This is a genomic window from Tepidimonas sp. HKU78 (assembly GCF_049860815.1).
Classification (GTDB): Bacteria; Pseudomonadota; Gammaproteobacteria; order Burkholderiales; family Burkholderiaceae_C; genus Tepidimonas.
The window spans coordinates 2,770,226-2,794,402 of sequence record NZ_CP187547.1 but is presented as its reverse complement, the minus strand read 5'-3'; the positions used below and the strand labels follow the sequence as shown (position 1 = coordinate 2,794,402).

Genomic DNA, 24,177 nt, shown 5'->3' with positions numbered 1-24,177 from the left:
ATGGCACCGCGCCGCATCGCCGTCGTGACCGGCTCGCGGGCCGATTATGGGTTGTTGTATTGGTTGATACACGACTTGCATCGTGCGCCGGATTTCGAGTTGCAATTGGTCGTCTCCGGCATGCACCTGATGCCGCAGTTTGGCCGTACCATCGAGGTTATCGAGCGCGATGGTTTTCCCATCGCTGCCACAGTGGACTTGGAAATCGATGCTGACACGCCGCATGCCTTGGCGCGCGCCATCGGCACCGGGACGGCCGGCTTCGCCGATGCGTTTGCGCAGCTGGATCCCGAGCTGGTGGTCATACTCGGCGATCGGTTCGAGGCCTTGGCGGCAGCCACCGCGGCGTTTGCGCAGCGCAGGCCGATCGCCCATTTACATGGTGGCGAAGTCACGGAAGGAGCGCTCGACGATGGCTTTCGGCACGCGATTACCAAGTTGTCGTCTCTGCACTTCACGGCAGCGGAGCCGTACCGCCGCCGCGTCATCCAGATGGGCGAACCGCCGGATCGAGTCTACAACGTGGGGGCTCCTGGGCTGGAGCATTTGACGCGCACGCCACTGTTGTCGCGCTCCGAAGTGGAGCGCGCAATCGACTTCGCGCTGGGTGATCAAGCGTTTCTGGTCACGTTCCATCCGGCGACGCTCGACGCTGACGACCCGGCAGACCAGTGCCGTGAACTGCTGGCTGCGCTGGACGCGTTTCCCCAGGCGCGCATCATCATGACCTTGCCCAATGCGGATCCGGGAGGGCAGGGCATCATCGCGTTGCTGCAAGCGTACGCGCAGCGTCATGCGCAGCGCTGCCGGCTATTCGCGTCACTCGGACAGCAGCGTTACTTGTCCCTGCTGCGCTGGGTGGATGTCGTCGTCGGCAACTCATCGAGCGGGCTGATCGAGGCGCCCAGTGCCAAATGTGCGACGGTCAACATCGGCGAGCGTCAACGGGGTCGGCTGCGCGCGGCCAGCGTGATTGATTGCCCGCCTCGCAAAGCGGAGATCGAGGCTGCGTTGCGGCGCGCGCTGGACCCAGATTTTCGGGCTCGTTTGAGCGACGTCCAAAATCCCTACGGTGACGGCGCCGTTGCGCAGCGTATTCTGACCGTCTTGCGGCGGGTCGATCCGCTTGCGCTGGTGCACAAACGGTTTTACGACGTGATGGTGCCGACCCATGCTTGACCGCCCCTATCGCAGCGGCGTTGTGGTGATCGCCGAAGCCGGTGTCAATCACAACGGGCAGCCGGAGATGGCCTTCGCGTTGGTCGAGGCGGCTGCTCGCGCGGGGGCTGACATCGTCAAATTTCAAACCTTCCAAGCCGCCAGCCTGGTCACGCCCGATGCGCCCAAGGCCGCCTACCAGCAGCGCGCCACCGGGGCGCAAGAGTCGCAACTCGCCATGCTGCAACGGCTGGAGTTGCCTGCCGCCCTGCACCGTGAACTCATGGCCCACGCGCAGCGGCAAGGTTTGCGGTTTCTCTCTACCGCGTTCGATGAAGCCAGCCTGCACTTGTTGGTCGACGAGCTGGGGCTGTCCTTGCTCAAAATCCCGTCGGGCGAGCTCACGAATGCCCCGTTTCTGCTGCAGCACGCGCGCACCGGGGCCGAGCTGATCGTCTCCACCGGTATGGCGACGTTGAGCGAGGTCGAGCTCGCCCTGGGCGTGATTGCCTTTGGTCGCGTCGCGGGCGCGCAGGAGCGCCCTGGGTTGGCGGCGTTTCAGGATGCCTATGCCTCGCCCGAAGGACAGGCCGCCTTGCGCCAGGGCGTCACGCTGTTGCACTGCACGAGCGACTACCCGGCTGCTCCTGAGCAGGTCAATCTGCGCGCCATGGACACGCTACGGGCGGCATTCGGTTTGCCGGTGGGCTATTCGGATCATACGCTGGGCATAGAAGTGACGCTGGCTGCGGTGGCGCGCGGCGCCTGCCTTATCGAGAAGCACCTGACACTCGACCGAACCCTGCCGGGTCCAGACAACGCGGCATCACTGGAGCCCGATGAGATGGCCGCGCTCGTGCGCGGCGTGCGCACGATCGAGGCGTGCCTGGGCGATGGCATCAAGCGGCCGCAGCCGGGCGAGGCTGCCACCGCGGGCGTGGCCCGCAAGAGCTTGGTGGCGCGTGTGCCGATCGCCGCGGGGCAGCGGTTGGGCCCCGAACAGGTGGCGGTGATGCGCCCCGGTACGGGCATGCCCCCCGTGCGGTACTGGGACGTGATGGGACGTGCCGCCTCGCGTGACTACCAACCGGGCGAATTGCTGGATGAATGAGCCGGTCGTGATTCTGGGCAGTGGCGGCCACGCCCGCGTGGTGCTGGATGTGCTGCAGTGCATGGGCCGCACGGTGGCGGGCGTGCTGACGCCCGAACAGCCCGTCGGGGCCGAATGGGATGGCGTGCCGGTGTTGGGCGACGACGCCTGGCTCGCATCGGCGCAAGCAGCGGGGTATGCCTACGCGGTTGGCATCGGGGCGGTCCCGGGCCGCATGGGGCTGCGTCAGGCGATGTGCGCACGCTTGCGCCAATTGGGGCTGCCCGTCCCGGCGCTGGTGCACCCGTCGGCCGTTGTGTCCCGCCGGGCTGCCGTGGCGGATGGCGTGCAGGTGATGGCCGGGGCAATCGTGCAGCCTGGGGTGTCGTTGGGCATGCACGCACTGATCAACACCGGGGCGCGCATCGACCACGATACCGTCATCGGTGAGGGTGCCCACATCGCGCCCAGTGCCGTCCTGTGCGGCGATGTGCGTGTTGGCGCGGGTGCCTTCGTGGGGGCGGGCGCGGTCGTGTTGCCGCGCGTGGTCATCGGCGACGGCGCCGAGGTGGCCGCTGGCGCCACGGTCACATGCGACGTTCCGCCGCGGCACCGCTATATTCCAGGGCACCCCTTCAAGCGGCTGGGAGATCCGACATGACGAGCGACTGGCAAAACCTATGTCTGCGCAGCCATGACACCCTTCGCCACGCCATCGAGGTGATCGACCGCGGGGCCAAGCGCATCGCGCTGGTGACGGACGACGCCGGGCGGCTGATCGGCACGGTGACCGATGGCGACATCCGTCGCGGCATTCTGCGCCATTTGAGCCTGGATGCGCCAGTGGCCGAGGTGATGAACGCCCAGCCCCGTGTGTTGCCGCCACAGTATCGGCGCGAGGAGGCGCTGCAACTGTTGGGCAGTGCCCAAGTGCTGCAGGTGCCGATCGTGGACGACAGCGGCGTGCTCGTCGGGCTGGAGACGTTGACGGACTTGCTCAAGCGCCCCCGGCTGGAAAACCCGGTATTTTTGATGGCGGGGGGGTTTGGGACTCGCCTGCGCCCTTTGACCGATCGCTGCCCCAAGCCGATGCTGCCGGTGGGTGGTAAACCCATGCTCGAGCATATTCTGCAAGATCTCATCGACTATGGGTTCTACCGGTTCTATATTTCGGTGCACTATCTGCGCGAGCAGATCATCCAGCACTTTCAGGACGGCAGCCGCTGGGGCGTGACCGTCCAGTACATTCACGAGGACGAGCCGCTGGGGACGGCGGGGGCGCTAGGGCTGCTGCCCAAGGAAGCCGTGCAGCGCCCAGTGATCGTGGTCAATGGCGACATCATGACGCGCGTCGATTACGAGGCGCTGCTCCAAGACCACGACCGCCACACGCCCGCGGCCACCGTCTGCACGCGCCAGTACGATTTTCAGGTGCCGTACGGCGTCATCGCGCACGAAGGACAGCGTATCACTGACATTACCGAGAAGCCGGTGCATCACTTCTTCGTGAGCGCGGGCATCTACGTACTGGCGCCGCAAGTCGTGCATGCCATCGAGCCGCGTGTGCGCCTGGACATGCCCGATTTGCTCAAGCGCCAGATCGTAGCCGGGCACGAGGTACGCATGTTCCCCGTGCACGAGTATTGGCTCGACATTGGGCGCATGGGCGATTTCGAGGCCGCCCAGCGCGATATTTTGCAAGTGATCGGCCGTGGCTGAGCGCGGCTCGCGTGTCCTTGCCTTGATCCCCGCCCGCGGGGGTAGCAAGGGTGTGCCCGGTAAAAATATCCGGGACGTAGCGGGCAAACCTCTGATCGCGTGGAGCATCGAGGCGGCCCGTCAAGCCCGCAGTATCGATCGCGTGGTCGTGTCCTCCGACGACCAGGCGATTTTGGCCGTTGCCCGTGCGTGGGGGGCTGAGGTTCCCTTCGTGCGTCCGCCCGAGCTGGCCCGAGACGAGACTCCGGGCATCGACGTCGTGCTGCACGCCCTGGCGTGCCTGCCGGATGCCGAATGGGTGGTGCTGCTGCAGCCGACGTCTCCGCTGCGGTCGGCACGGGACATCGATGCTGCCGTGGAACAGTGCCTGGCGACGGGTGCGCCAGCCTGCGTCAGCGTGACCGAGGCGCACATGCCGCCGTGGTGGCTGTTTCGACTCTCGGCCCAAGGGCGTTTGCAATCCTTCTTGCCGGATGGGGAACGGCCGCAGCGGCGCCAAGACGCGCCAGCCTTGTACGCCCTTAATGGCGCGGTGTATGTCGCCCAGACCCACTGGCTGCGCCGCACGCGCTCGTTTGTGACCGACGAGACCGTCGCCTACGTGATGCCGCCAGAGCGTTCTGTGGACATCGACACCCCGCTCGATCTGGCGATGGCAGACTGTTTGCTGCGCTGGCACAGTGGCGAAAGCGGCTGAGTGCCGCTTTCGCTGTGGCATTTGGCTGAGACGTCAGCCCTGCAGCAAACGCAGCACGTTTTGTGGTAGCTGGTTGGCCTGGGCGATCATGGCGGTGCCGGCTTGCTGCAAGATCTGGGTGCGGCTGAGGTTGGCCGTCTCGGCGGCGAAGTCGGCGTCCATGATGCGGCCACGGGCGGCAGACTGCTTCTCCGCTGCGATGCGAATGTTGCTCATGATATTTTCGAAGCGGCTCATAATCGCCCCGAGATTGGCGCGGCGCGTGACGACACTTTGTAGCGCTGTGTTGATCGTTGCCAGCATGGCGCTAGCGCCCCCGGCAGTAGAGATTGTTAGGGCGTTGAGCGCAGTGGATATGGAACCGATACTCGTGATATTTACCGTAACAACCTGTCCTTGGCTCGCCCCCACCTGAAAAGAGTAAGCGCTAGCGTTCGCCCCCAGGATCTGTCGGTTGTTGAAGCTGGTTTGGGCACGAATTCGGCCGACTTCCTGGCGTAGCTGCAGAAATTCAGTGTGCAGATTGGCACGGGCGGTATCGTCGTTAGTTCCGTTGCGCGCACGGATCGCTAATTCGCGAATTCGCTGTAACACGTCGGAAAGGGAGGACAAGGCACCATCCGCCACTTCTGCCAGCGAAATCCCATCGCCAGCGTTGATGAGGGCCATACCCAAGCCGCGCACTTGAGATTGCATCCGCTCGGCGATGGCCAGCCCTGCCGCGTCGTCCTTGGCGGTGTTGACGCGCAGGCCCGACGACAGGCGGGCCATCGTCGTTTGCAGCGACTGCATGTTGTTGACGGTGTTGCGCTGGGCGTTCAGCGACATCACGTTGGTGTTGATGGTCAGCGCCATGGTTCGACTCCTTCACATCGGCAAGAGGTGTATCTACGAAGGCGCGGCGCTTGCGGGGTGTACACGTGCCGACTGCCCATGGCCATATTTTCGGCAAGGTCAAAAACATTAAAGCCCCGAAAAGCGGGGCTTTGCCAGTCCAAATCGAAGGAATGCTTACTTGGGCTTAGACCAGCTCCCAAGCTGCTGTGTGATGTAGTTACTCAGGCTGTTGTACTGGGCCATCTTGGTGTCCAGTGCCGTGTACTGGGCGCGCAGGCGTTGCTCGTTACGGGCTGCTCGCTCTTCGATGCGACGCATTTCTTCGCTTTTTCGGTTCACCGTATCCTTGAGTGACTTCTCGCGCAAAGCGGCAGACCCTTCGGTTGCGAGTGCATCGCGAGTGAAGTCGCGGATACCCCGGGCCACACCCGCCGGAGTATCAGCGAATACTCTCTGCACTGCTTCGGGGGCAGCGAGCGCTGCCTCTAACGCGGAGGTGTTCAAGGACAAAGATCCATCGCGCTCAAATGAAAGTCCTAAGTCGCTTAGTCGTGCGAGCGGACCACCAGCCACTTCCGCACCAGCGTAATTCCGCAGCATGGTCAGGATACCGATCGCGGCCTGGTCGCCGCGCAGCGGCCCGTTGCCCTGGCCAGTGGGGTCGGCCCGCGTCAGGTCCTTGATGGTTTTGCTCAGTTCGTTGAATGCCGTCTGAAACGCCTTGACGGCTTCGGCCATGGCGGCGGTATCGCTGCGCACATTGACCGTGGCGGGGGAGGGCGTGATGCTCTTGGCTTCCAGCGTCAAGCCAGCAATCGTATCGCTAAAGGTGTTGGACGCCGATGTGACAGCGATACCGTCGATCTCGAGCACGGCGTCTTGTGCGGCGGCGCTCAGCGTCAACCCGACGATACCCCCACCGTTGTTGAAATACGACAACGCCCCCAAGCCTGTGGTGCCGTCGGTGATCAGGTCATCGTTGGCGTCATAGGCTCGGATCTCGAAGCCCTGGGACGCCCCTGTCTGGCTGCTTTTGAAGACCAGATTCTCCTGGCCTCCGCTGCGCACCACCACCGCCGTGACCCCGGCATTGGCTTGGTTGACTTTGGTGGCAATGTCGCTCAGGGTGTCCGTCGCGGTGACAGTGACGCTGACCGGGGTGCCACCGGCGCTGAAGCTGCCACCGCTCCAGGTGCCGCGCGTGAACTCCAGCCGGCCTTCCAATCCCAAAGGGGTTCCAGCTGCAAAGCCAGTGGCCGTTCGCGCCGACTGGGCTTGTGCCAGCGCCTGTACGCTGACCTGGTAGCTGCCGGCCATGGCCCCGCCACTGGTGCGGACTGATAACGAGTTTTCGTTGCTGGAGGTCGCCGTATTGCGTTGCCACAGCGACGTGTCGAGCAGCTTCGCAGCCGCATCCTGCAACTTGGCCAGGCCAGACTTGATTTGGCCCCACGCCGAGATGCTGCTCTGCAGACCGCCGATCTGGGACTGGATCTGCTGGATCGGCTTGCGCTCGAGGGCGACAAGCTGAGAGATGATACCGTTGACGTCGAGTCCGCTGCCGACGCCGGGGGCTGAGATGGCCATGGTCTACTCCTGCGACAGTGGCGTGTTATACGTCGACAGGCGTCTGGGCGCAAGGAGAAAAAGCGGGCGATACCCTTACTGTCCAGCGACCGAGCCTGACGCCGGCAGGCGTCAGGCCGTTGGTTGCGTGGCGTTGGCGCCGTGATCAGCGCAGCAGGGCCAAGACGTTTTGCGGCAGCTGATTGGCCTGGGCGATCATGGCGGTGCCGGCTTGCTGCAAGATCTGGGTGCGGCTGAGGTTGGCCGTCTCGGCGGCGAAGTCGGCGTCCATGATGCGGCCGCGGGCGGCAGACTGCTTCTCCGCTGCGATGCGAATGTTGCTCATGATGTTCTCAAATCGACTCATCACGGCGCCGAGGCGTGCCCGGTTCGTCACCACGCTTTGGATGGCCGTGTTGATAGTGGCCAACATGGCGCTGGCGCCCGCTACTGTGGATATTGTCCCAGCACCCAACGCGGTAGAGATTGATCCAATGCTGCGCATCGATACGGTTACTGTCTGCCCTTGACTGGCTCCTACCTGGAAGGCATACGATGTGGCTCCACCACCAAGAATTTGCCGATTGTTAAAGCTCGTTTGTGATCGGATGCGACCGATTTCGGCGCGGAGCTGGGTGAATTCTGTCTGCAGGTTCGCCCGCGATGTGTCGTCGTTCGAGCCGTTCCGCGAACGAATAGCAAGCTCCCGAATACGCTGTAAAACGTCGGTGACGGATCCCAAAGCCCCGTCGGCAACCTCTACCATGGAAAGACCGTCGCCGGCATTGATAAGCGCCATGCCGAGCCCACGTACCTGAGATTGCATCCGCTCTGCAATCGCTAAGCCAGCGGCGTCGTCCTTGGCGGTGTTGACGCGCAGTCCCGACGACAAGCGGGCCATCGTCGTTTGCAGTGACTGCATGTTGTTGACGGTGTTGCGCTGGGCGTTCAGCGAAATCGGGTTGGTGTTGATGGACAGGCTCATGACGGTCGCTCCTGTGGGTAAGCCCGGTGGATGCACCGCATTGGGCCCCGTGCCCGCTGCTGGTGGTCCGTTGAACTACCGGTTGCCTGCTATATCGGCCCTGTCGGCCCGAACTTGAGGGTTTCTTCCGGTGCGTATCGTTGGCGCTGGCTGCGGCGTCAGGACAGTGCTGCGGGTCCCAGAGGCCAGTCGGGGCCACTAGAATCGACAGCCTGCCCGAGCACGCCGTGATTGCGTCCAAGCCGTCTCCACCATGACTACCCCCGACCGGCTCCAGCCCGTTCCGCTGCCCATGGAGCAGCTACGGGTGGGCTTGACGCTGCCGTTTACCCTGCTGGACGAGACCGGGCAGGTGCTGCTGGCCAAGGGTCTGCGCATCGAGGACGAGGCGCAGCTGGAGGGCATCCGTGCGCGGCGGCGGGTGTTCGTGCCGTTCGAGGAATCGGAACTGGCGGTCAAGGTGCTGATGCAGGGGCTGCTGCGCGCGGAGATCCACAAGGCCGCCATCAAAGATCTGGACCGCTACGTGTCGCTGGAGGACGAGGCAGCCGGCCGAGAGCCACTGCGGGGGACGTTCCCCGAGCAGTGTGCCGAGGTGACGGCGCGCCTGCGGCGCTTGCTGGCCAACATCGCGCAGGGCGCCTGGGGGCCGAACGAGACACGCCAGCGCCTGGCGGCGCTGTGGGCCGATATTCAGCAGTGGGAGCGCACGCCGGGGGCGATGGAGTCGGCGACACTGGTGTTGACGTACCGCGCCTGCAGCAGCCCCAGCGACTACAGCGTGCTGCACGCGCTGCAGTGCGCGGTGCTGGCGCGCCGGCTGGCACCGCGCCTGGGGCTGGATGAGGCGCGCACCCGTACCCTGGTGCTGGCCACCGCGACCATGAACGTGGCGATGCTGCAGTTGCAGGATGCGCTGGCGACGCAGGCCGCGCCGCCGTCGCCGGCGCAGCGGGCGCAGATCGATGCCCACGCGCAGGAGGGCGCGCGCCTGCTGCGGCAGGCGGGGGTGGACGACCCCGTCTGGCTGCAGGCGGTGACGCTGCACCACAGCGCGCTGGCGCCAGGGGTGCCGCTGGCGGCGCGCCCGCCCGGCGAGGCGCTGGCACACATCATCCAGGTGCTGGACCGCTACACTGCGTCCATGAGTCCGCGCGCCAGCCGCCCCGGCCGGGGCGCGCGCGAATCCGCGCGGCTGGCGGTGTTTTTCCGCACCGGGGGGCAACAAGACGAGGTGGGTGCGGCCCTGGTGCAGCTGCTGGGGCTGTATCCGCCCGGCACGTTCGTGCGGCTGCAGTCGGGCGAGCTGGCGCTGGTGTTGCGGCCCGGGCCGAAGGCGGCGACCCCGGTGGCGGCGGTCGTGGTCAACCGCGCGGGTGAGCCGTTGGGCTCGCCCAAGTTGGTGGATACCAGCCGCACGGAGCTGGCGGTGGCCGAGTCCGTGCCGGGATCGGTGGTGCGTGCCCGCATCAACCTTGATGAGATGGTGAAGCTGCTATTGTTTTCTCGCACGCCAGCGGCGGGGCTGCGCTGATCGCTCCAACGCCAAACGGCCGTTGGCGATGGCCACCGAGACAGACCCATGACGAGACGTCAGCGAACCGTGCGCTTGGCAACCTACAACATCCACAAGGGTGTGCAGGGCGTGGGGCCGCTGAAGCGGCTGGAGATCCACAACCTGGCGCGCGCGGTGGCCGAGCTGCGCGCCGATGTCGTTTGCCTGCAAGAGGTGCGAGCGTATCACCACCGGTTGCAGCGGCGCTTTGCCCACTGGCCAGCGGGGGATCAGGCGGGCTTTCTGGCACCCCCCGGCTACCACGTGCTGTACCGCACCAATGCGCGCACGCGCCATGGTGAGCATGGCAATGCGCTGTTGAGCCGCTTTCCCATCGTGGCGCACGGGCATTGCGATGTGTCCGACCACCGCTTCGAGCAACGCGGCCTGTTGCATGCGGTGCTGGCGCTGCCAGAGGATGTCGGCGACACGCCCTACCCCCGCTCGCGCGCGGGGGATAGCGCCCTGCACGTGATCGTGGTGCACCTGGGGCTGATCCACGCCAGCCGCGAACGGCAGGTGCGCGCGCTGGGCAACTATGTGGCGCAGCACGTGCCGCCGCAGGCGCCGCTGTTGGTGGCGGGCGATTTCAACGACTGGGGCGAGCAGCTGCACGCGCCGCTGGCGGCCCTGGGGCTGCATACCGCTGCGCAAGCGCGCGTGCCGACGTATCCGTCGCGCTGGCCGCTGCTGCCGTTGGACCGCATCTACGCGCGGGGGGCGCAGGTGCAATCCGTGGCCGTGCCGCCGCGCGGGGAGTGGGCGCGCTGGTCCGACCACCTGCCGCTGGTGGCGGAGGTCGAGTTGGCATGACCGCTACCCTGCAACCAGGGCATCACCTGCGCCTGCTGGAGGGAGGGCGCGCCTTGTTCCCAGCCATGGTGCAAGCCATGGAGCGCGCGCGCCGCCTGATCCACGTCGAGACGTACATCTTCGTGTTCGCCAACGCATCACTGGCCGTCGCCGAGGCGTTGGTGCGCGCCGCCCAGCGCGGCGTGGAGGTGCGGCTGGTGGTCGATGCGGTGGGCACGCCCGAGATTCCGCCCGAGTGGCAGCGCCGCTTTGCCGACGCCGGTGTGCAGTGGCGCACCTATGCCCCGCTGGGGCGGCTGGGGCTGCTCATCCCCAGCCGCTGGCGTCGGCTGCACCGCAAGCTGTGCGTCGTCGATGGCGTGGTGGGGTTTTGCGGCGGGATCAACCTGATCGATGACCTGGACGACGTGGTGCTGGGGCGGCTGGCGCAGCCACGGCTGGACTATGCGATGGAGGTGAGTGGCCCGCTGGTGGCGGAGATGCTGGCGACGATGGAGCGGCTGTGGTGGCGGCTGCAGGCGGTGGGGCAGATGCGCGAGCACGCTTTTCGCGCGGCGTGGCGCAATGCCTGGCGGTCGTCGTCCGGCGCGGTGATGGGACTGCCGCGCCGTTGGCGCCGCTGGCTGCGTCACAGGCAAGCCACCGCAGCGGACGAGGCGGCTGCGGTCGTGCAGGGCGCGCGTGCCGCGATTCTCTGGCGCGACAACGTGCGTCACCGGCACGACATCGAGCGCGCGTACCTGAGTGCGATCGAAGGCGCGCGCCGGGAGGTGATCATCGCCAATGCTTATTTCATCCCGGGTCGGCGGCTGCGGCATGCGCTGGCGCAAGCGGCGGCGCGTGGCGTGCGCGTGCGGCTGCTGGTGCAGGGCAAGTACGAGCGGTTTTTGCAGTACCACGCGCCGCGCCCGGTGCACGCCTGGCTGCTGCGCCGGGGCGTCCAGATCCATGAATACGCGCCCAGCGCGCTGCACGCCAAGGTGGCGCTGGTCGATACCCACTGGGCGACGGTGGGCTCGACCAATCTGGACCCCATTAGCTTGCTGCTGGCGCGCGAGGCCAATGTGGTGACGACGGACGCGCGCTTCGTGCGCCAGTTGCGCGCGCGCCTGGACCACCTGCTGCACACCGCGGGCGTGGCGCTGGAGTTGAGCGCCCTGCAGCGCCGCCCGTGGCACGAGCGCGCGCGCGACTGGGTGGCGTTTGCGGTGATGCGCGCGGTGCTGTTCATCACCGGGCACCGGTATTGATGGCGGGGTTCACGGTCTGGTGTTAGGATGGATGCATGCTGATGAAAGCCCCCGAGACCATGACCGACGCCACCACCGCCGATGAAGGCGTGCCCGTTTCCGTGCGCATCCGCGAGCGCATCAAAGCGGCGCGCAAGCGCTATCACGCCAATGACAACATCGCCGACTTCATCCAGCCCGGCGAGCTGGAGCAGCTGCTCGACGAGGTGGCTGAGAAGATGCAGGCGGTGCTGGATGCGATGGTCATCGACACCGCCAACGACCACAATACGGAAGACACCGCGCGTCGAGTGGCCAAGATGTACCTCAAAGAGGTGTTCGCGGGCCGCTATGTCAAGGCGCCGACGATCACCGAGTTCCCCAACGCCGAGCACTTGAACGAGCTGATGATCGTGGGGCCCATCACCGTGCGCAGCGCGTGCAGCCACCACTTCTGCCCGGTCATCGGCAAGGTGTGGATCGGCGTCATGCCCAACGAGCACACCAACGTAATCGGCCTGAGCAAGTACGCCCGCCTGGCCGAATGGATCATGGGCCGGCCCCAGATCCAGGAAGAGGCGGTGGTGCAGCTGGCCGACTTGATCCAGGAAAAAACCCAGCCCGACGGACTGGCCATCGTGATGGAGGCGACACACTACTGCATGGCGTGGCGTGGCGTCAAGGACATGGACAGCCGCATGATCAACTCCGTCATGCGCGGGGTGTTTTTGAAGGATGCCAACCTGCGGCGCGAATTTTTGTCGCTGATCCCGCGCCAAGACGGCGCCCGTTGAGGGGGGAAAGCCATGCTGGTGAGGCTTTTGTACGTCAGCCGGGCGCGGCCGGAGCATACCGCGCAGGACATCGAGGACATTCTGCACGCCGCGCGCCACCATAACTTGCACAATGGCATCACGGGCATTCTGTGTTACGGCGGCGGTATCTATCTGCAAGCCATCGAGGGCGGGCGCGATGCGGTCAACCGGCTGTACCGCCAGATCATCGAAGACCCGCGCCACCACGACGTGGAGCTGTTGCTGTACGAAGAAATTACCGAGCGGCGCTTCGGCGGCTGGACGATGGGGCAGGTCAACCTGACCAAGCTCAACACGTCCATCGTGCTGAAATACTCCGAGCGGCCGGAGTTCGACCCCTACAGCGTCTCGGGCAAGGTGTCGCTGGCGCTGCTGGAGGAGCTCATGGCCACCGCCAGCATCATCGGCCGGGTGTGAGCGCCGAGGGCAGCGCAGGCGAGCCCGCCGCACAGACGACGCGACCGCGGCTGCTGGGGTGCGACTTCACCAGTGCGCCCACGCGGCGCAAGCCGATCGTGCATGCGGTGGGCCGCTTGCTGGGGCCGATGGGTGCGCCGCAGCAGGTGGTGCTCGACGCGTTGCGGCCGTACGACAGCCTGTCGGTCTGGAGCCAGGCGTTGCGCGAGGACGGCCCGTGGGTCGGGGGTTTCGATTTTCCCTTCGGGCTGCCGCGCGCGCTGGTGCAGGCGTTGGGTTGGCCGCTGCAATGGTGTGACTGTATAACGCACTACGCCGCGCTGGAGCGTGCCCAGATCCGCGCCACCTTCGCCGCTTTTTGTGCCGCACGGCCAGCAGGGCACAAGCTTGCCCACCGGGCCACGGATGGGTCGGCAGGGTCGAGCCCGAGCATGAAATGGGTCAACCCGCCCGTGGCCTTTATGTTGCACGCGGGGGTGCCGCGCTTGTTGGCGGCGGGGGTGGCGCTGCCCGGGCTGCATGAGCCCGAGCAGGACAGCGACCGCGTCGCGCTCGAGGCCTACCCCGGGCTGCTGGCGCGCAGCGTATTGGGCCGTCGTCCGTATAAAAGCGACGACCGCCGGCGCCAGAGTGTGCCGCACCGGCTCGCCCGGGCAGACCTGCTGCGCGCGCTGGAGCAGGGCAGCGCGCCCCTGCTGGCGAGCAGCGGTCTGCGCCTGTGCGTGAGCCCGGCGTTGGCCGAGGCACTGGTGGCCGATGCCAGCGGCGATGCGCTGGACGCTGTGCTGTGCCTGCTGCAGGCCGCGTGGGGTCTGCAGCAGCACGAGGCCGGTCACCCCTGCTGGGGGTTGCCGCCGTTCGCCCCCCTGGAGGGCTGGATCGTCACCGCTGGCTGCACACCGGACAGTCCGGCTGACGCGCAAACGCCACCTCGCTAAAAGCGAGCCCGCGGCCGTCGAGCATCAACAACCGGCCCACCAAGCGTGAGCCCATGCCCACGATGAGCTTGAGCGCCTCGGCCGCCTGTAGCGTGCCGATGATGCCGACCAGCGGTGCGAATACCCCCATCGTCGCGCAGCGGGTTTCCTCCAGCGCGTCGGTGTCGGGGAACAGGCAGGCATAGCATGGTGACGCAGGCTGGCGGGGGTCGTAGACCGACAGCTGGCCGTCGAAGCGGATGGCCGCACCGGACACCAGCGGCACGCCAAGGCGCACGCTGGCGCGGTTGATGAGGTGCCGGGTGCGGAAGTTGTCGGTGCAGTCCAGCAGTACGTCGGCGCCGGGCAGCACGCGGTCGAGCAGGGCGTCATCGGCGCGTTGCTGGAGCGCGTCGATGCGCACCTCGGGGTTGATGGCGTGCATGGCCACTTGCGCCGACTGCACCTTGGGCAGGCCCACGCGCGACAGGTCGTGCGCGATTTGCCGCTGTAGGTTGGTGGCGTCCACCGTGTCGGGGTCGATGAGGGTGATGCGGCCAACGCCAGCACTGGCCAGGTACAGGGCCACAGGTGAGCCCAGCCCCCCCGCGCCCACCACCACCGCGTGCGCGGCGAGCAGCCGTTCTTGGCCTTCGATGCCGATGTCGTCGAGCAGGATGTGGCGCGAGTAGCGCAGCAGTTGCTCGTCGGTCATGGGCGGGCAGGGCGTTGGGTTGGTCAGTTGGCCGCGCCGTCGTTTTTGGCTGGGCGCTCGCTGGCGGTCTTGCTGACCGCCACCGGCAGACCCTTGAGCTGGTTGAGCGCTTGCTGCAGCTGGAAGTCCTTGTCCGAGCCAAACTCGGGCAGCAGGCGGGCGTCCGGGTTTTTGCGCCGTTCTTCTTCCAGTCGTTGGCGGGCCGCCTCGCGCTCGCGCTCGCGCTGGCGTGCGGCTTCGCGTTCGGCTTCGTTCATGGGGCGCTCGTCGGGGCCGGCCAAGTGCTTTTCCAGATCCGCCTCGCGCGTGCGCAGCGCGGCAAACAGGTTGCCTTCGGGCGTTTCGTCCACCCACACGTCGGGCACGATGCCCTTGGCCTGGATGGAGCGGCCGCTGGGTGTGTAGTAACGCGCGGTGGTGAGTTTCAGTGCCGTATCGGGCCCCAGCGGGCGCACGGTTTGAACCGAGCCCTTGCCGAAGGTCTGGCTGCCCATGATGGTCGCGCGCTTGTGGTCTTGCAGCGCACCGGCGACGATTTCGCTGGCCGAGGCTGACCCTTCATTGACCAGCACCACGAGCGGGATGCGCTTGAGTAAGCCGTTGGTCTGCTCGGTCAGGCGGGCGATCGGGTCGTTGCCGGCGCGGCGCAGGTAGTCACGCGGGCGGGCCCGGTAGGTGGCTTTGCTTTCTTCGAGCTGGCCGTCGGTCTTGACCACCACAGCGTCGTCCGGCAAAAACGCCGCCGACAGTCCGATGGCCGCGTCCAGCAGGCCGCCAGGGTCGTTGCGCAGGTCGAGCACCAAGCCCTTGAGCTGCGGTTCCGCGCGCACGATCTCTTCGACCTTGCGTGCAAAGTCCTCTAGCGTGCGTTCTTGGAACTGCGATACGCGCACCCAGGCGTAACCGGGCTCGACCACCTTGGCGCGCACGCTCACCGTCTTGATTTCTTGCCGCGTGATCGTGACCGGGAAGGTGCGGTTTTCGTCGCGGCGAAAGATGGTCAGCGTGACCCGGGTGTTGGGCTCACCGCGCATGCGCTTGACCGCGTCGTTGATGGTCAGGCCTTTGACGGGCGTATCGTCGATCTTGGTGATCAGGTCGCCCGCCTTGAGACCGGCGCGGAAGGCGGGCGAGTCCTCGATCGGCGAGACGACTTTGACGAGGCCGTCCTCCATCGTGATCTCGATGCCGACGCCCACGAAGCGCCCCGACGTGCCCTCGCGAAATTCCTTGAAGCTCTTTTTGTCGAAATACTGCGAGTGGGGGTCGAGCGCCGACACCATGCCCGAGATGGCGTCGGTGATGAGCTTTTTGTCATCGACCGGCTCGACGTAGTCGGTCTTGATCATGCCGAAGACCGCTGCGAGCTGCTGCAGCTCTTCCAACGGCAATGGCGCCAGCGATGCGCGCGCCGTGGCTTGTAGTTGCACGGTCGTCAATGCGCCCGCCAGCGCCCCCAGCGCGATCCAACCGGCAATCTTCAATTTGTGCCCCATGACAGTCCCGTTCGTCAATCGACGCCTCAATATACCTCTTGGAGCGCCGCTGCGCTCGCCCGGTTCCGGACGGGCCTGGCGATATTGGGCGCTTTTGTCAGGCCTTGGCTTGGTGGGCCACGGCTGCTGCTGCCGCCTCGGCCGCGGCCGCATCACCCAGATAGTAGCGGCGCAGCGGACGCAGGTCATCGTCGAACTCGACCACCAGCGGAATGCCGTTGGGGATGTTGAGCCCGACGATGTCAGCGTCCGAGATACCATCCAGGTGCTTGATGAGCGCGCGGATCGAATTGCCGTGCGCCGAGATGAGCACGCGCTCGCCGCGCCGGATGGCGGGCGCGATGGTGTCGTTCCAGTAGGGCACGACGCGCGCCACCGTGTCCTTGAGGCACTCGGTCAGCGGAATCCGCTCAGGAGGCAGGTGCGCATAGCGGCGGTCGTGGCGTTCGCTGCGCGGGTCGTTGGGATCCAGCGGGGGCGGCGGCACGTCGTAGCTGCGGCGCCACACGAGCACCTGTTCCTCACCGTACTGCCGCGCCATGTCGGCCTTGTTGAGGCCCTGCAGCGCGCCATAGTGGCGCTCGTTGAGCCGCCAGTCTTTGATGACGGGCAGCCAGGCGCGGTCCATCTCGTCCAGCGCGTACCACAGGGTGTGGATGGCGCGCTTGAGCACGCTGGTAAAGCACAGGTCGAAGTCCCAGCCCTCAGCCTTGAGCAGGCGCCCTGCCGACATCGCCTGCGACACGCCGGTGGGCGTGAGGTCGACGTCGGTCCAGCCGGTGAATCGGTTTTCCAGGTTCCAGGTGGATTCGCCGTGGCGGATGAGGACGAGCTTGTGCATGGTGGCAGGGGTATGGAGCGGCGGCGGGCGCCAGACAAAGCGACATTCTAGAATACCACCCGTGTTGGGCCGCGGGCCCTCAACCCAATGATGGAAGGCAAACGGCGTGGATTTCATTGCGCAGAACTGGATCTTGGTGGCCGTGGCCGTGGGCTCGGCCGTGTTGCTGTTGTGGCCGGCGGCGGGTGGCGCTGCGGGCGGGGTGACGCCCACGCAAGCGGTGCAGCTCATCAACCGAGAAAAAGCGGTGGTGATCGACGTCTGTTCGCCGTCAGAGTATGCAGGAGGGCACATCGCGGGGGCGCGCAACATTCCGTTGGACGCGCTGGAGCAGCAGTTGCCCCAGGCGGTCAAGAACAAGGCCACGCCGCTGGTGTTGGTGTGTGCCTCGGGCATGCGCTCGCGGCGCGCGGTGGCCATCGCCAAGAAATTGGGCTACGAGCGCGCGGTGTCGCTGGCAGGGGGCATGGCCGCCTGGCGCAGTGCAGGCCTGCCGGTGCAAAAGGCCTGATGCCGTATCTGGAGACACCCCGATGGCGCACGTACAGATCTACAGCAGTGACTATTGCCCCTATTGCCACCGTGCCAAGGCGCTGCTGCGCGCGCGCGGCGTGACCGAGTGGGAGGAAATCAACGTCGACGGTCGGCCCGACGTGCGCGAGGCGATGGCGCGACGGGTTGGGCGCACGAGCGTGCCGCAGATCTTCATTGACGGGCGCCACATCGGCGGCTGCGACGACCTGCACGCGCTGGACGCGGCGGGCGGTCTGACGCCCTTGCTGCAGGGGCGCTGACGGTCGGTCGATGATGGTAGGCGCGCCCGGGGCGAGGGCTGCGGTCTCATCCTCCGGCATAATCGGGCGCAGTCACGGGTGACGATCGCGTCGCCCGTGAGTTTTCGACCCGCGGGGCCACATGCCGTGGCGTCCCCGCCCAACCTGCCTGTCACCATGTCCGACGATCAAACCCCGGTTTTTCAAATCCAGCGCGTCTACCTGAAGGAGTCGTCGCTCGAGCAACCCAACTCGCCCGCCATCTTTCTGGAGCAGCAGCAGCCCAGCGTCGACATCCAGCTCGGCGTCGAGGCGCAGGCGTTGGCCGACGGTGTGTATGAGGTGGGGGTGACGGCCACCGTGCACACCAAGATCGGCGAGCGCACCGTCTTTCTGGTCGAGTGCAAGCAGGCGGGCATTTTCGAGATCCGTAATCTGCCGCAGGAGCAGATGGGTCCCATCCTGGGCATTGCCTGCCCGCAGATCATCTACCCCTATCTGCGCGCCAACGTGGCCGACCTGATCACCCGCGCGGGCTTTCCGCCCGTGCACATGGCCGAGATCAACTTCCAGGCCATGTACGAGCAGCAGCAGGCCCAGCAGGCCAACGGCGCGACCGCCAACGCCTAAAGGCGCACACCGACCGTCGAGGACCGCGCGTCACGCGATCGCGCCATGCACATCACGGTGATCGGTGCCGGTGCCTGGGGCACGGCACTGGCCTTGGCCGCCAGCGTCACCCACCAGGTGCACTTGTGGGTGCGCGACCCGGCGCAGGCCGAACGCCTGCGCGCCGAGCGGGTCAACGCCCGCTATTTGCCCGGGGTGCCGCTGCCGCCCGGGTTGGTGTGCGCAGGCGGCGACCCCGAGGGGCTGCTGCCGTGGCTGACGCAGACCGACTTGGTCGTCGTCGCCACCCCCATGGCCGGGCTGCGCCAGTGGCTGCAGTGGCTGGCCCGGATGTTGCCCGAGGCGGGGCGCGCGGCGGTGCCCGTGACCTGGCTGTGCAAGGGCTTCGAGCGGCCGCCCGAGGGCAGCGCCGAAGGGCTGCTCGGACACGAGATCGCTGCCCGTGTCGCGCCGGCGCTGCGCGTGGGTGTGCTCAGTGGCCCCAGCTTTGCGCAGGAGGTCGCGGCCGGCCTGCCCACGGCGTTGGTGGCCGCCAGTGCCGATGCGGGGGTGCGCGCCACGCTGGTGCAGGCGTTTCATGGCGGCCACCTGCGCGTTTATGCCAACGACGACCTGGTGGGGGTCGAGGTGGGCGGGGCAGTGAAAAACGTGATGGCGATCGCCACCGGCCTGTGCGACGGGCTGCGCCTGGGGCACAATGCGCGCGCCGCGCTCATCACCCGGGGGCTGGCCGAAATCACGCGCCTGGGCACGGCGCTGGGGGCACGGGCCGAGACCTTCATGGGACTGTCGGGCTTGGGCGATCTGGTGCTCACCGCCACTGGTGACCTCAGCCGCAACCGCCAGGTCGGCCTGCTGCTGGCGCAGGGCATGAGCCTGGCGCAGGCGGTGGCGTCGCTGGGGCACGTGGCCGAGGGCGTCTACAGCGCGCGCACCGTGGCGCAACGTGCACACGCGCTGGGCGTGCGCATGCCCATCACCGGCGCCGTGGTGGCGCTGCTCGATGGGACTTTGCAGCCCCGCGATGCGGTCACGCGCCTGATGGCGCGCGATTCGGTGGCCGAATGAGCGCTCCGGCGGGGCCGGGCGTCAAAATTCCCAGTTGTCGATCAAGCGCGTGCGCCCCAAGCGCGCAGCCCCCAGGGCCACCAGCCGACCGGGTTGCAGGTCGTGCTGGGTGGGGGGCTGCAGGTCTTCGCGGCGGCGCACCGTCAGGTAGTCGGGCTGCCAGCCGCGCGCGGCCAAGGTCTGCATGGCATGGTGTTCGAGCGCGGCCAGGTTGTGCTCGCCCGCCAGCACGCCCGCGGCCAGCGTGCGCAGCGCCAGCAGCAATTGCGGCGCCTCGGCGCGTTCCTGTGGCGACAGGTAGCCGTTGCGAGAGCTCAGTGCCAATCCATCCGGGGCACGCTCGATCTCGCCACCGTGGATGGTGATGGGCAGCGCGAACTGCTGCACCATCTGCCGGATGATCATGAGCTGCTGGTAGTCCTTCTTGCCAAAGACGGCGTGGCGCTCGCCTTTGGCTTGGGCAAACACACACTGGAACAGCTTCATCACCACCGTGCACACACCGGTGAAAAAGCCCGGGCGGAAGTGCCCTTCCAGCAGGTCGGCCAGCGCCGCAGGCGGCTGCACCTTGAAGGTCTGCGGCTGCGGGTAGAGCTCGGACTCGGCGGGCGCAAAGACGATGTCGCAGCCGACCTCGGCCAGCCGGGCACAGTCGGCGTCCAGCGTGCGTGGGTAGGTGTCGAAGTCTTCGTGTGGCAAAAATTGCAGCCGGTTGACGAAGATGCTGACGACGCTGACATCGCCCAGGGTGCGCGCACGCCGCACCAGGGCCAGGTGGCCGTCGTGCAAATTGCCCATGGTGGGCACGAAGGCGGGGCTGTCGTAGCGGGCCAGGGCTTGCCGCAGTTCGGCGATGGTGTGGATGACTTGCATGAGGCAGCGGCGTTTACCACGCGTGCAGGGTGTTGTCGGGGAAGGTGCCGTTCTTGACGGCGGCGACGTAGGCGGCCATGGCGTCGTGCACGCTGGCCGCCCCGTCCATGAAGTTGCGCACGAATTTTGGCGTTTTGCCCAAGTGCACGCCCAGCATGTCGTGCATGACCAGCACCTGGCCCGCGGTGCCCGAGCCTGAGCCAATGCCGATCGTGTGACAGCGCGGCAGCTGCTGCGTGATCTCGGCGGCCAGCGCCGCGGGCACCATCTCCAACACCAGCATGGCCGCGCCCGCGTCCTGCAGCGCCAGCGCGTCGCGGCGCAGTTGCTGTGCCTCGGCGTCGCTGCGGCCTTGCACCCGATAGCCGCCGATGGCGTGCACGGTCTGCGGGGTCAGGCCCAGGTGGGCGCACACGGGGATGCCGCGCTCGACCAAAAAGCGCACGGTCTCCACCGTCCAGCCGCCACCCTCGAGCTTGACCATGTGCGCGCCGGCTTGCATGAGGGCGGCGGCGCTGCGCATGGCCTGCTCGCGTGATTCTTGGTAGCTACCAAACGGCAGGTCGGCGATGATCCACACCGTGCCCTGCACGCGACGCACGCCGCGCACCACGCACTCGGTGTGGTAGACCATCTCGGACAGGGATACGCCCACGGTACTGGGTCGCCCCTGGCACACCATGCCCAGCGAGTCGCCAATCAGCAAGCAATCCACGCCCGCGTGGTCGGCCACCGCGGCGAACGTCGCGTCATACGCGGTGAGCATGGCGATTTTTTCGCCGCGCTCGCGCATCTCGTGCAGGCGCGGCAGGCTGATGGGCTTGCGCGGCGGCAGTGGCGACGCCGAGGGCAGGGTGCCGTAGGGGGTGCGGGCGGTGGGATCGGTCATGGTCAGCTTCTCGACGAGACGCGCAAGTCTATTCCATACAGGGCCCTTGCCAATGCCGCTATGCTAGCGGCTGGCGTTTTCGTAGCACTTCACGATGGCTTCTTCCGCTCGTCCCGATCCGCTGTCCCTGCAGCCCCCCTTGCCCGACATCGCTGCCCAGGCGGCCGCCGACGTGGCGCGCGCGCTGGCCGAAGACGTGGGCACCGGTGACGCGACGGCCGCGCTGGTCGATGCCCACTTGCGCATGGGGGCGCGGGTGATCGCGCGCGAGCCGGCGGTGGTGTGCGGCGAGCCGTGGGTGCGCGCCGCCGTGCAGGCGCTCGACCCCAGCGCGCAGTGGCGCTGGCACGTGCGCGATGGCGAGCGCGTCGCGGCCGGGGCGGTGGTGTTCGAGGTGCAGGCGCAGGCGCGCGCGCTGCTGTCGGCCGAGCGCACGGCGCTCAATTTTTTGCAAACCCTGTCGGCGGTGGCGACGCAGACGGCGCAGTTCGTGGCAGCGGTACAGGGCACGCGCGCGCGCATCTGCGACACGCGCAAGACGCTGCCGGGTCTGCGTGTGGCGCAGAAATACGCGGTGCGTGTGGGGGGCGGTCTGAACCACCGCATGGGCCTGCACGACGCCGTGCTCATCAAGGAAAACCACATCGCCGCTGCGGGCGGTGTGCGCGCGGCGCTCGAGCGCGTGCAGGCGCTCGCGCCGCAGGCGCTGTTCGTGCAGATCGAGGTCGAGACGCTGGCGCAGTTGCGCGAGGCGCTCGATGCGGGCGCGCGCGTCGTCTTGCTCGACAATATGGATTTGGCCACGCTGCGCGAGGCGGTGCGCATCAACGACGCCCATCCCGACGGCGGCGCCGTGCTGGAGATTTCCGGAGGCGTCAACCTGCAGACCGTGCGCGCGCTGGCCGAGACGGGCGTCGACCGCATCTCGGTTGGTGCCCTGACCAAGGACATTCGCGCCATCGACCTGTCGATGCGGCTATACCCCATTTGATGTCACCATGGCTACCCTGATCGAAGTCGATGTCGAACAGCCCGCCTGCACCACGCGCCACGCGTGGGCGCGCGTGCCCGAGGAGCCCTCGCCAGCCGAGCGCGAGGCGCTCAAAGCGCGCATCCGCACGCTGCTGCGCGAGCGCAACGCCGTCATGGTGTCGCACTACTATGTGCACCCGGACTTGCAGGATCTGGCCGAGGAGACCGGCGGGATCGTGAGCGACAGCCTGGAGATGGCGCGCTTTGGCCGCGACCATCCGGCGCGCACGCTCGTCGTCTCGGGCGTGCGCTTCATGGGCGAGACGGCCAAGATCCTGTCGCCCGAAAAGACGGTGCTCATGCCCGATCTGGACGCGACCTGCTCGCTCGACTTGGGTTGTCCGGCGGACGATTTTGCGGCGTTTCGTGCCCAGCACCCGGACCGCACCGTGGTCGTCTACGCCAACACGAGCGCGGCGGTCAAAGCGCAAGCGGACTGGTTGGTCACCTCCAGCTGCGCGCTCGACATCGTGCGCGCGCTGCGCGATGCGGGCCACAAAATCCTGTGGGCGCCTGACAAACACCTGGGCGCTTACATCCAGCGCGAAACCGGTGCCGACATGGTGCTGTGGCGCGGCTCGTGTGTGGTGCACGACGAGTTCAAGGCCTTCGAGCTGGAGCAGCTGCGCCGCGACCACCCGGGCGCCAAGGTGCTGGTGCACCCCGAAAGCCCAGCCGAGGTGGTGGCGCAAGCCGACGTGGTGGGCTCGACGTCGCAGATCCTCAAGGCCGCGGCCGAGCTCGACGCCGAGGTGTTCATCGTCGCCACCGACAACGGCATGATGCACAAGCTGCGCGCCCTCAACCCGGGCAAGCGCTTCATCGAGGCGCCCACGGCGGGCAACAGCGCCACCTGCAAGAGCTGCGCCCACTGTCCCTGGATGGCCATGAACAGCCTGCGGGGCGTGCTGGAGGTGCTCGAAACGGGCCTCAACGAAATCCATGTCGATCCCGCGCTGATTCCCCGCGCGCGGCAGCCGATCGAGCGCATGCTGGCCTTCACCGCCGCGCTGCGGCGCGGGGAGCCGGCCGGGGCGCTGGTGCCGGGCATCGGCGCCGCTTGACCCTGGCCCGACAACCCCATCCCTGGCGTGGCTTTTGGCCACCCTCGAGACCTGGCGAAAAGTGCCGCCCACAATGGGTTAGGTCGATGAGGCTCGGGGAATGGCGATGCGTGATGGCAAAGGTTGGGTAACCAGGTGCGCGGTCGGGTTGGCCACACTCATGGCAGCGTTGGCGGCGCCCGCACGTCCGCTCGAACTCGACGACGTGGCGCGCGAGGGTGAGCTGCGCTTTTTGGCCGAGCGACCTGACGCGGGCGCGTACCGCTATGACTCGCGCGTCGAGATCGAAGAGTCCAGCCTGCGCGATGGGGTGGTGCGCGTGCAGACCTGCCACCGGCAACTCGACCCCAACCCGCGCATCGTCGTGCTGTTCAACCGCGATCGCGTGCAACACATCGAGATCGTGCGCGCGGAAGGGGTGGAGCGCGCCTGGGTGGACGGGCACCGGGTCGAGCTAGCCGGGGTGCAGCGCGGCGGCACGGTGTGCATCGACCTGCGCTCGCGCGCGCTCGATGCGCTGGAAGATGGGCGCTGGCGGCTGCACGTCGGGCCGCTGATGCGCCGCTATCTGGATGGCTACCTGCCGATGGAGGCCGACCTGCAGGTGCGCTGGCCGACGGGGCTGCTGCAAGTGGCGGCGGTGGAGCCGGTGCCGCAGCCGGGCGTGCGCCTCAGTACCCAGGCCGATGGCGCCCACCTACACATCATATTCGCGGGTCGGTTGGCGGCGCGCTGGGAGTTGCAGCGCTCGTCTGCGGCGCCGACCGCGCGGTGATGGGGTTCTGGCGCGGGCCCATCGCCGGTCAAAGGCGATGGCGCCCCAGACATCGCCCTACTTTCATATGGTGAAACTCTGCTGCGCCATCGTGAAAGCAAGGAGGCGCGCCGCATTTGCAAGTTTTCGTATCACGGAAATAAGGTTTCGTATTGTGGCATAGCGTCGCTACATCTTTGATTCTAAAAGATCAAAAAATGTCTTGTATAAGACACAAGACCAG

Annotated in this window: 26 protein-coding genes; 18 read left to right on the top strand and 8 right to left on the bottom strand. The window is 66.9% G+C overall.

Going from position 1 to position 24,177, the window contains the following annotated elements; translation table 11 throughout:
• The 5 genes from neuC to ACPYIS_RS13735 are packed head-to-tail and all read left to right on the top strand — an operon-like array spanning position 1 to position 4,664.
• The gene (neuC, locus tag ACPYIS_RS13755; RefSeq protein WP_424894504.1) at positions 1-1,179 is read left to right on the top strand and encodes a UDP-N-acetylglucosamine 2-epimerase; all 1,179 of its coding nucleotides are present in this window, start codon (positions 1-3) and stop codon (positions 1,177-1,179) included.
• Entirely contained in the window at positions 1,172-2,269 is a 1,098-nt protein-coding gene (gene neuB, locus ACPYIS_RS13750; protein WP_424858891.1) for an N-acetylneuraminate synthase, read from the top strand. The genes neuC and neuB overlap by 8 nt, the downstream gene beginning before the upstream one ends.
• Complete coding sequence (locus tag ACPYIS_RS13745; protein WP_424858892.1) at positions 2,262-2,909, top strand: NeuD/PglB/VioB family sugar acetyltransferase; 648 nt, start codon at positions 2,262-2,264, stop codon at positions 2,907-2,909. Before neuB ends, ACPYIS_RS13745 begins: the two co-directional genes overlap by 8 nt.
• Positions 2,906-3,967 (top strand): nucleotidyltransferase family protein, encoded by a 1,062-nt coding sequence (locus ACPYIS_RS13740; RefSeq protein WP_424858893.1) that lies wholly within the window; start codon positions 2,906-2,908, stop codon positions 3,965-3,967. Before ACPYIS_RS13745 ends, ACPYIS_RS13740 begins: the two co-directional genes overlap by 4 nt.
• Positions 3,960-4,664, top strand: a complete 705-nt coding sequence (locus ACPYIS_RS13735; RefSeq protein ID WP_424858894.1) for a cytidylyltransferase domain-containing protein — start codon at positions 3,960-3,962, stop codon at positions 4,662-4,664. The genes ACPYIS_RS13740 and ACPYIS_RS13735 overlap by 8 nt, the downstream gene beginning before the upstream one ends.
• A 33-nt stretch (positions 4,665-4,697) precedes the next feature.
• On the opposite strand, the gene ACPYIS_RS13730 is transcribed toward ACPYIS_RS13735, so the two are convergent.
• From ACPYIS_RS13730 to ACPYIS_RS13720, 3 genes are all read right to left on the bottom strand, one after another.
• On the bottom strand, positions 4,698-5,519 hold the full coding sequence (locus tag ACPYIS_RS13730; protein ID WP_424858895.1) for a flagellin: 822 nt from the start codon (positions 5,517-5,519) through the stop codon (positions 4,698-4,700).
• Between the two features lie 156 nt (positions 5,520-5,675).
• Entirely contained in the window at positions 5,676-7,088 is a 1,413-nt protein-coding gene (fliD, locus tag ACPYIS_RS13725) for a flagellar filament capping protein FliD (protein WP_424858896.1), read from the bottom strand.
• A gap of 145 nt (positions 7,089-7,233) precedes the next feature.
• Positions 7,234-8,052: a flagellin gene (locus tag ACPYIS_RS13720; RefSeq protein WP_424858897.1), complete on the bottom strand. Its 819-nt coding sequence runs from the start codon at positions 8,050-8,052 to the stop codon at positions 7,234-7,236.
• A 253-nt stretch (positions 8,053-8,305) separates the two neighbouring features.
• On the opposite strand from ACPYIS_RS13720, the gene ACPYIS_RS13715 reads away from it, so the two are divergent.
• From ACPYIS_RS13715 to ACPYIS_RS13690, 6 genes are read left to right on the top strand one after another with little or no spacing between them, the layout of a single operon-like run.
• Entirely contained in the window at positions 8,306-9,586 is a 1,281-nt protein-coding gene (locus ACPYIS_RS13715) for an HD-GYP domain-containing protein (protein WP_424858898.1), read from the top strand.
• Between the two features lie 48 nt (positions 9,587-9,634).
• Positions 9,635-10,420, top strand: coding sequence for an endonuclease/exonuclease/phosphatase family protein (locus ACPYIS_RS13710; RefSeq protein WP_424858899.1), 786 nt, complete (start codon positions 9,635-9,637; stop codon positions 10,418-10,420).
• Complete coding sequence (gene clsB / locus ACPYIS_RS13705; protein WP_424858900.1) at positions 10,417-11,670, top strand: cardiolipin synthase ClsB; 1,254 nt, start codon at positions 10,417-10,419, stop codon at positions 11,668-11,670. The genes ACPYIS_RS13710 and clsB overlap by 4 nt, the downstream gene beginning before the upstream one ends.
• A 41-nt stretch (positions 11,671-11,711) precedes the next feature.
• On the top strand, positions 11,712-12,443 hold the full coding sequence (gene folE, locus ACPYIS_RS13700; protein ID WP_424860179.1) for a GTP cyclohydrolase I: 732 nt from the start codon (positions 11,712-11,714) through the stop codon (positions 12,441-12,443).
• Between the two features lie 12 nt (positions 12,444-12,455).
• Complete coding sequence (locus ACPYIS_RS13695; RefSeq protein WP_424858901.1) at positions 12,456-12,881, top strand: BLUF domain-containing protein; 426 nt, start codon at positions 12,456-12,458, stop codon at positions 12,879-12,881.
• Positions 12,878-13,819 (top strand): DUF429 domain-containing protein, encoded by a 942-nt coding sequence (locus ACPYIS_RS13690; RefSeq protein WP_424858902.1) that lies wholly within the window; start codon positions 12,878-12,880, stop codon positions 13,817-13,819. Before ACPYIS_RS13695 ends, ACPYIS_RS13690 begins: the two co-directional genes overlap by 4 nt.
• Here the strand turns inward: ACPYIS_RS13690 and ACPYIS_RS13685 are convergent.
• From ACPYIS_RS13685 to gpmA, 3 genes are all read right to left on the bottom strand, one after another.
• Complete coding sequence (locus ACPYIS_RS13685) at positions 13,764-14,513, bottom strand: HesA/MoeB/ThiF family protein (RefSeq protein WP_424858903.1); 750 nt, start codon at positions 14,511-14,513, stop codon at positions 13,764-13,766. The genes ACPYIS_RS13690 and ACPYIS_RS13685 overlap by 56 nt on opposite strands.
• Positions 14,514-14,536: 23 nt before the next feature.
• Positions 14,537-16,009 carry a S41 family peptidase gene (locus ACPYIS_RS13680; RefSeq protein ID WP_424858904.1) on the bottom strand — a complete coding sequence of 491 codons (1,473 nt, stop codon included), beginning with the start codon at positions 16,007-16,009 and terminating at the stop codon, positions 14,537-14,539.
• Between the two features lie 97 nt (positions 16,010-16,106).
• A complete protein-coding gene (gene gpmA / locus ACPYIS_RS13675; protein ID WP_424858905.1) occupies positions 16,107-16,850 on the bottom strand; it encodes a 2,3-diphosphoglycerate-dependent phosphoglycerate mutase in 744 nt (247 codons plus the stop codon).
• Positions 16,851-16,956: 106 nt separating this feature from the next.
• Between gpmA and ACPYIS_RS13670 the strand changes: the two genes are divergently transcribed.
• The 4 genes from ACPYIS_RS13670 to ACPYIS_RS13655 all read left to right on the top strand — a co-directional run bounded on the left by ACPYIS_RS13670 (position 16,957) and on the right by ACPYIS_RS13655 (position 19,321).
• Complete coding sequence (locus ACPYIS_RS13670; protein ID WP_299020479.1) at positions 16,957-17,361, top strand: rhodanese-like domain-containing protein; 405 nt, start codon at positions 16,957-16,959, stop codon at positions 17,359-17,361.
• A gap of 22 nt (positions 17,362-17,383) precedes the next feature.
• A complete protein-coding gene (gene grxC, locus ACPYIS_RS13665; protein WP_424858906.1) occupies positions 17,384-17,644 on the top strand; it encodes a glutaredoxin 3 in 261 nt (86 codons plus the stop codon).
• 156 nt (positions 17,645-17,800) lie between these two features.
• Positions 17,801-18,253, top strand: a complete 453-nt coding sequence (gene secB, locus ACPYIS_RS13660) for a protein-export chaperone SecB (protein ID WP_299020484.1) — start codon at positions 17,801-17,803, stop codon at positions 18,251-18,253.
• Positions 18,254-18,298: 45 nt separating this feature from the next.
• Positions 18,299-19,321: an NAD(P)H-dependent glycerol-3-phosphate dehydrogenase gene (locus ACPYIS_RS13655; protein ID WP_299020487.1), complete on the top strand. Its 1,023-nt coding sequence runs from the start codon at positions 18,299-18,301 to the stop codon at positions 19,319-19,321.
• Positions 19,322-19,342: 21 nt separating this feature from the next.
• On the opposite strand, the gene panC is transcribed toward ACPYIS_RS13655, so the two are convergent.
• Together panC and panB are read right to left on the bottom strand one after the other, a co-directional pair.
• On the bottom strand, positions 19,343-20,194 hold the full coding sequence (gene panC, locus ACPYIS_RS13650) for a pantoate--beta-alanine ligase (RefSeq protein WP_424858907.1): 852 nt from the start codon (positions 20,192-20,194) through the stop codon (positions 19,343-19,345).
• A gap of 13 nt (positions 20,195-20,207) precedes the next feature.
• On the bottom strand, positions 20,208-21,083 hold the full coding sequence (panB, locus tag ACPYIS_RS13645) for a 3-methyl-2-oxobutanoate hydroxymethyltransferase (protein ID WP_299020493.1): 876 nt from the start codon (positions 21,081-21,083) through the stop codon (positions 20,208-20,210).
• 94 nt (positions 21,084-21,177) lie between these two features.
• Here panB and nadC point away from each other — a divergent pair, with 94 nt between their 5' ends.
• The 3 genes from nadC to ACPYIS_RS13630 all read left to right on the top strand — a co-directional run bounded on the left by nadC (position 21,178) and on the right by ACPYIS_RS13630 (position 23,954).
• A complete protein-coding gene (gene nadC, locus ACPYIS_RS13640; protein WP_424858908.1) occupies positions 21,178-22,074 on the top strand; it encodes a carboxylating nicotinate-nucleotide diphosphorylase in 897 nt (298 codons plus the stop codon).
• 7 nt (positions 22,075-22,081) lie between these two features.
• The gene (nadA, locus tag ACPYIS_RS13635; RefSeq protein WP_299020498.1) at positions 22,082-23,179 is read left to right on the top strand and encodes a quinolinate synthase NadA; all 1,098 of its coding nucleotides are present in this window, start codon (positions 22,082-22,084) and stop codon (positions 23,177-23,179) included.
• Positions 23,180-23,339: 160 nt separating this feature from the next.
• Positions 23,340-23,954: a hypothetical protein gene (locus tag ACPYIS_RS13630; RefSeq protein ID WP_299020501.1), complete on the top strand. Its 615-nt coding sequence runs from the start codon at positions 23,340-23,342 to the stop codon at positions 23,952-23,954.
• Positions 23,955-24,177 lie beyond the last annotated feature (223 nt).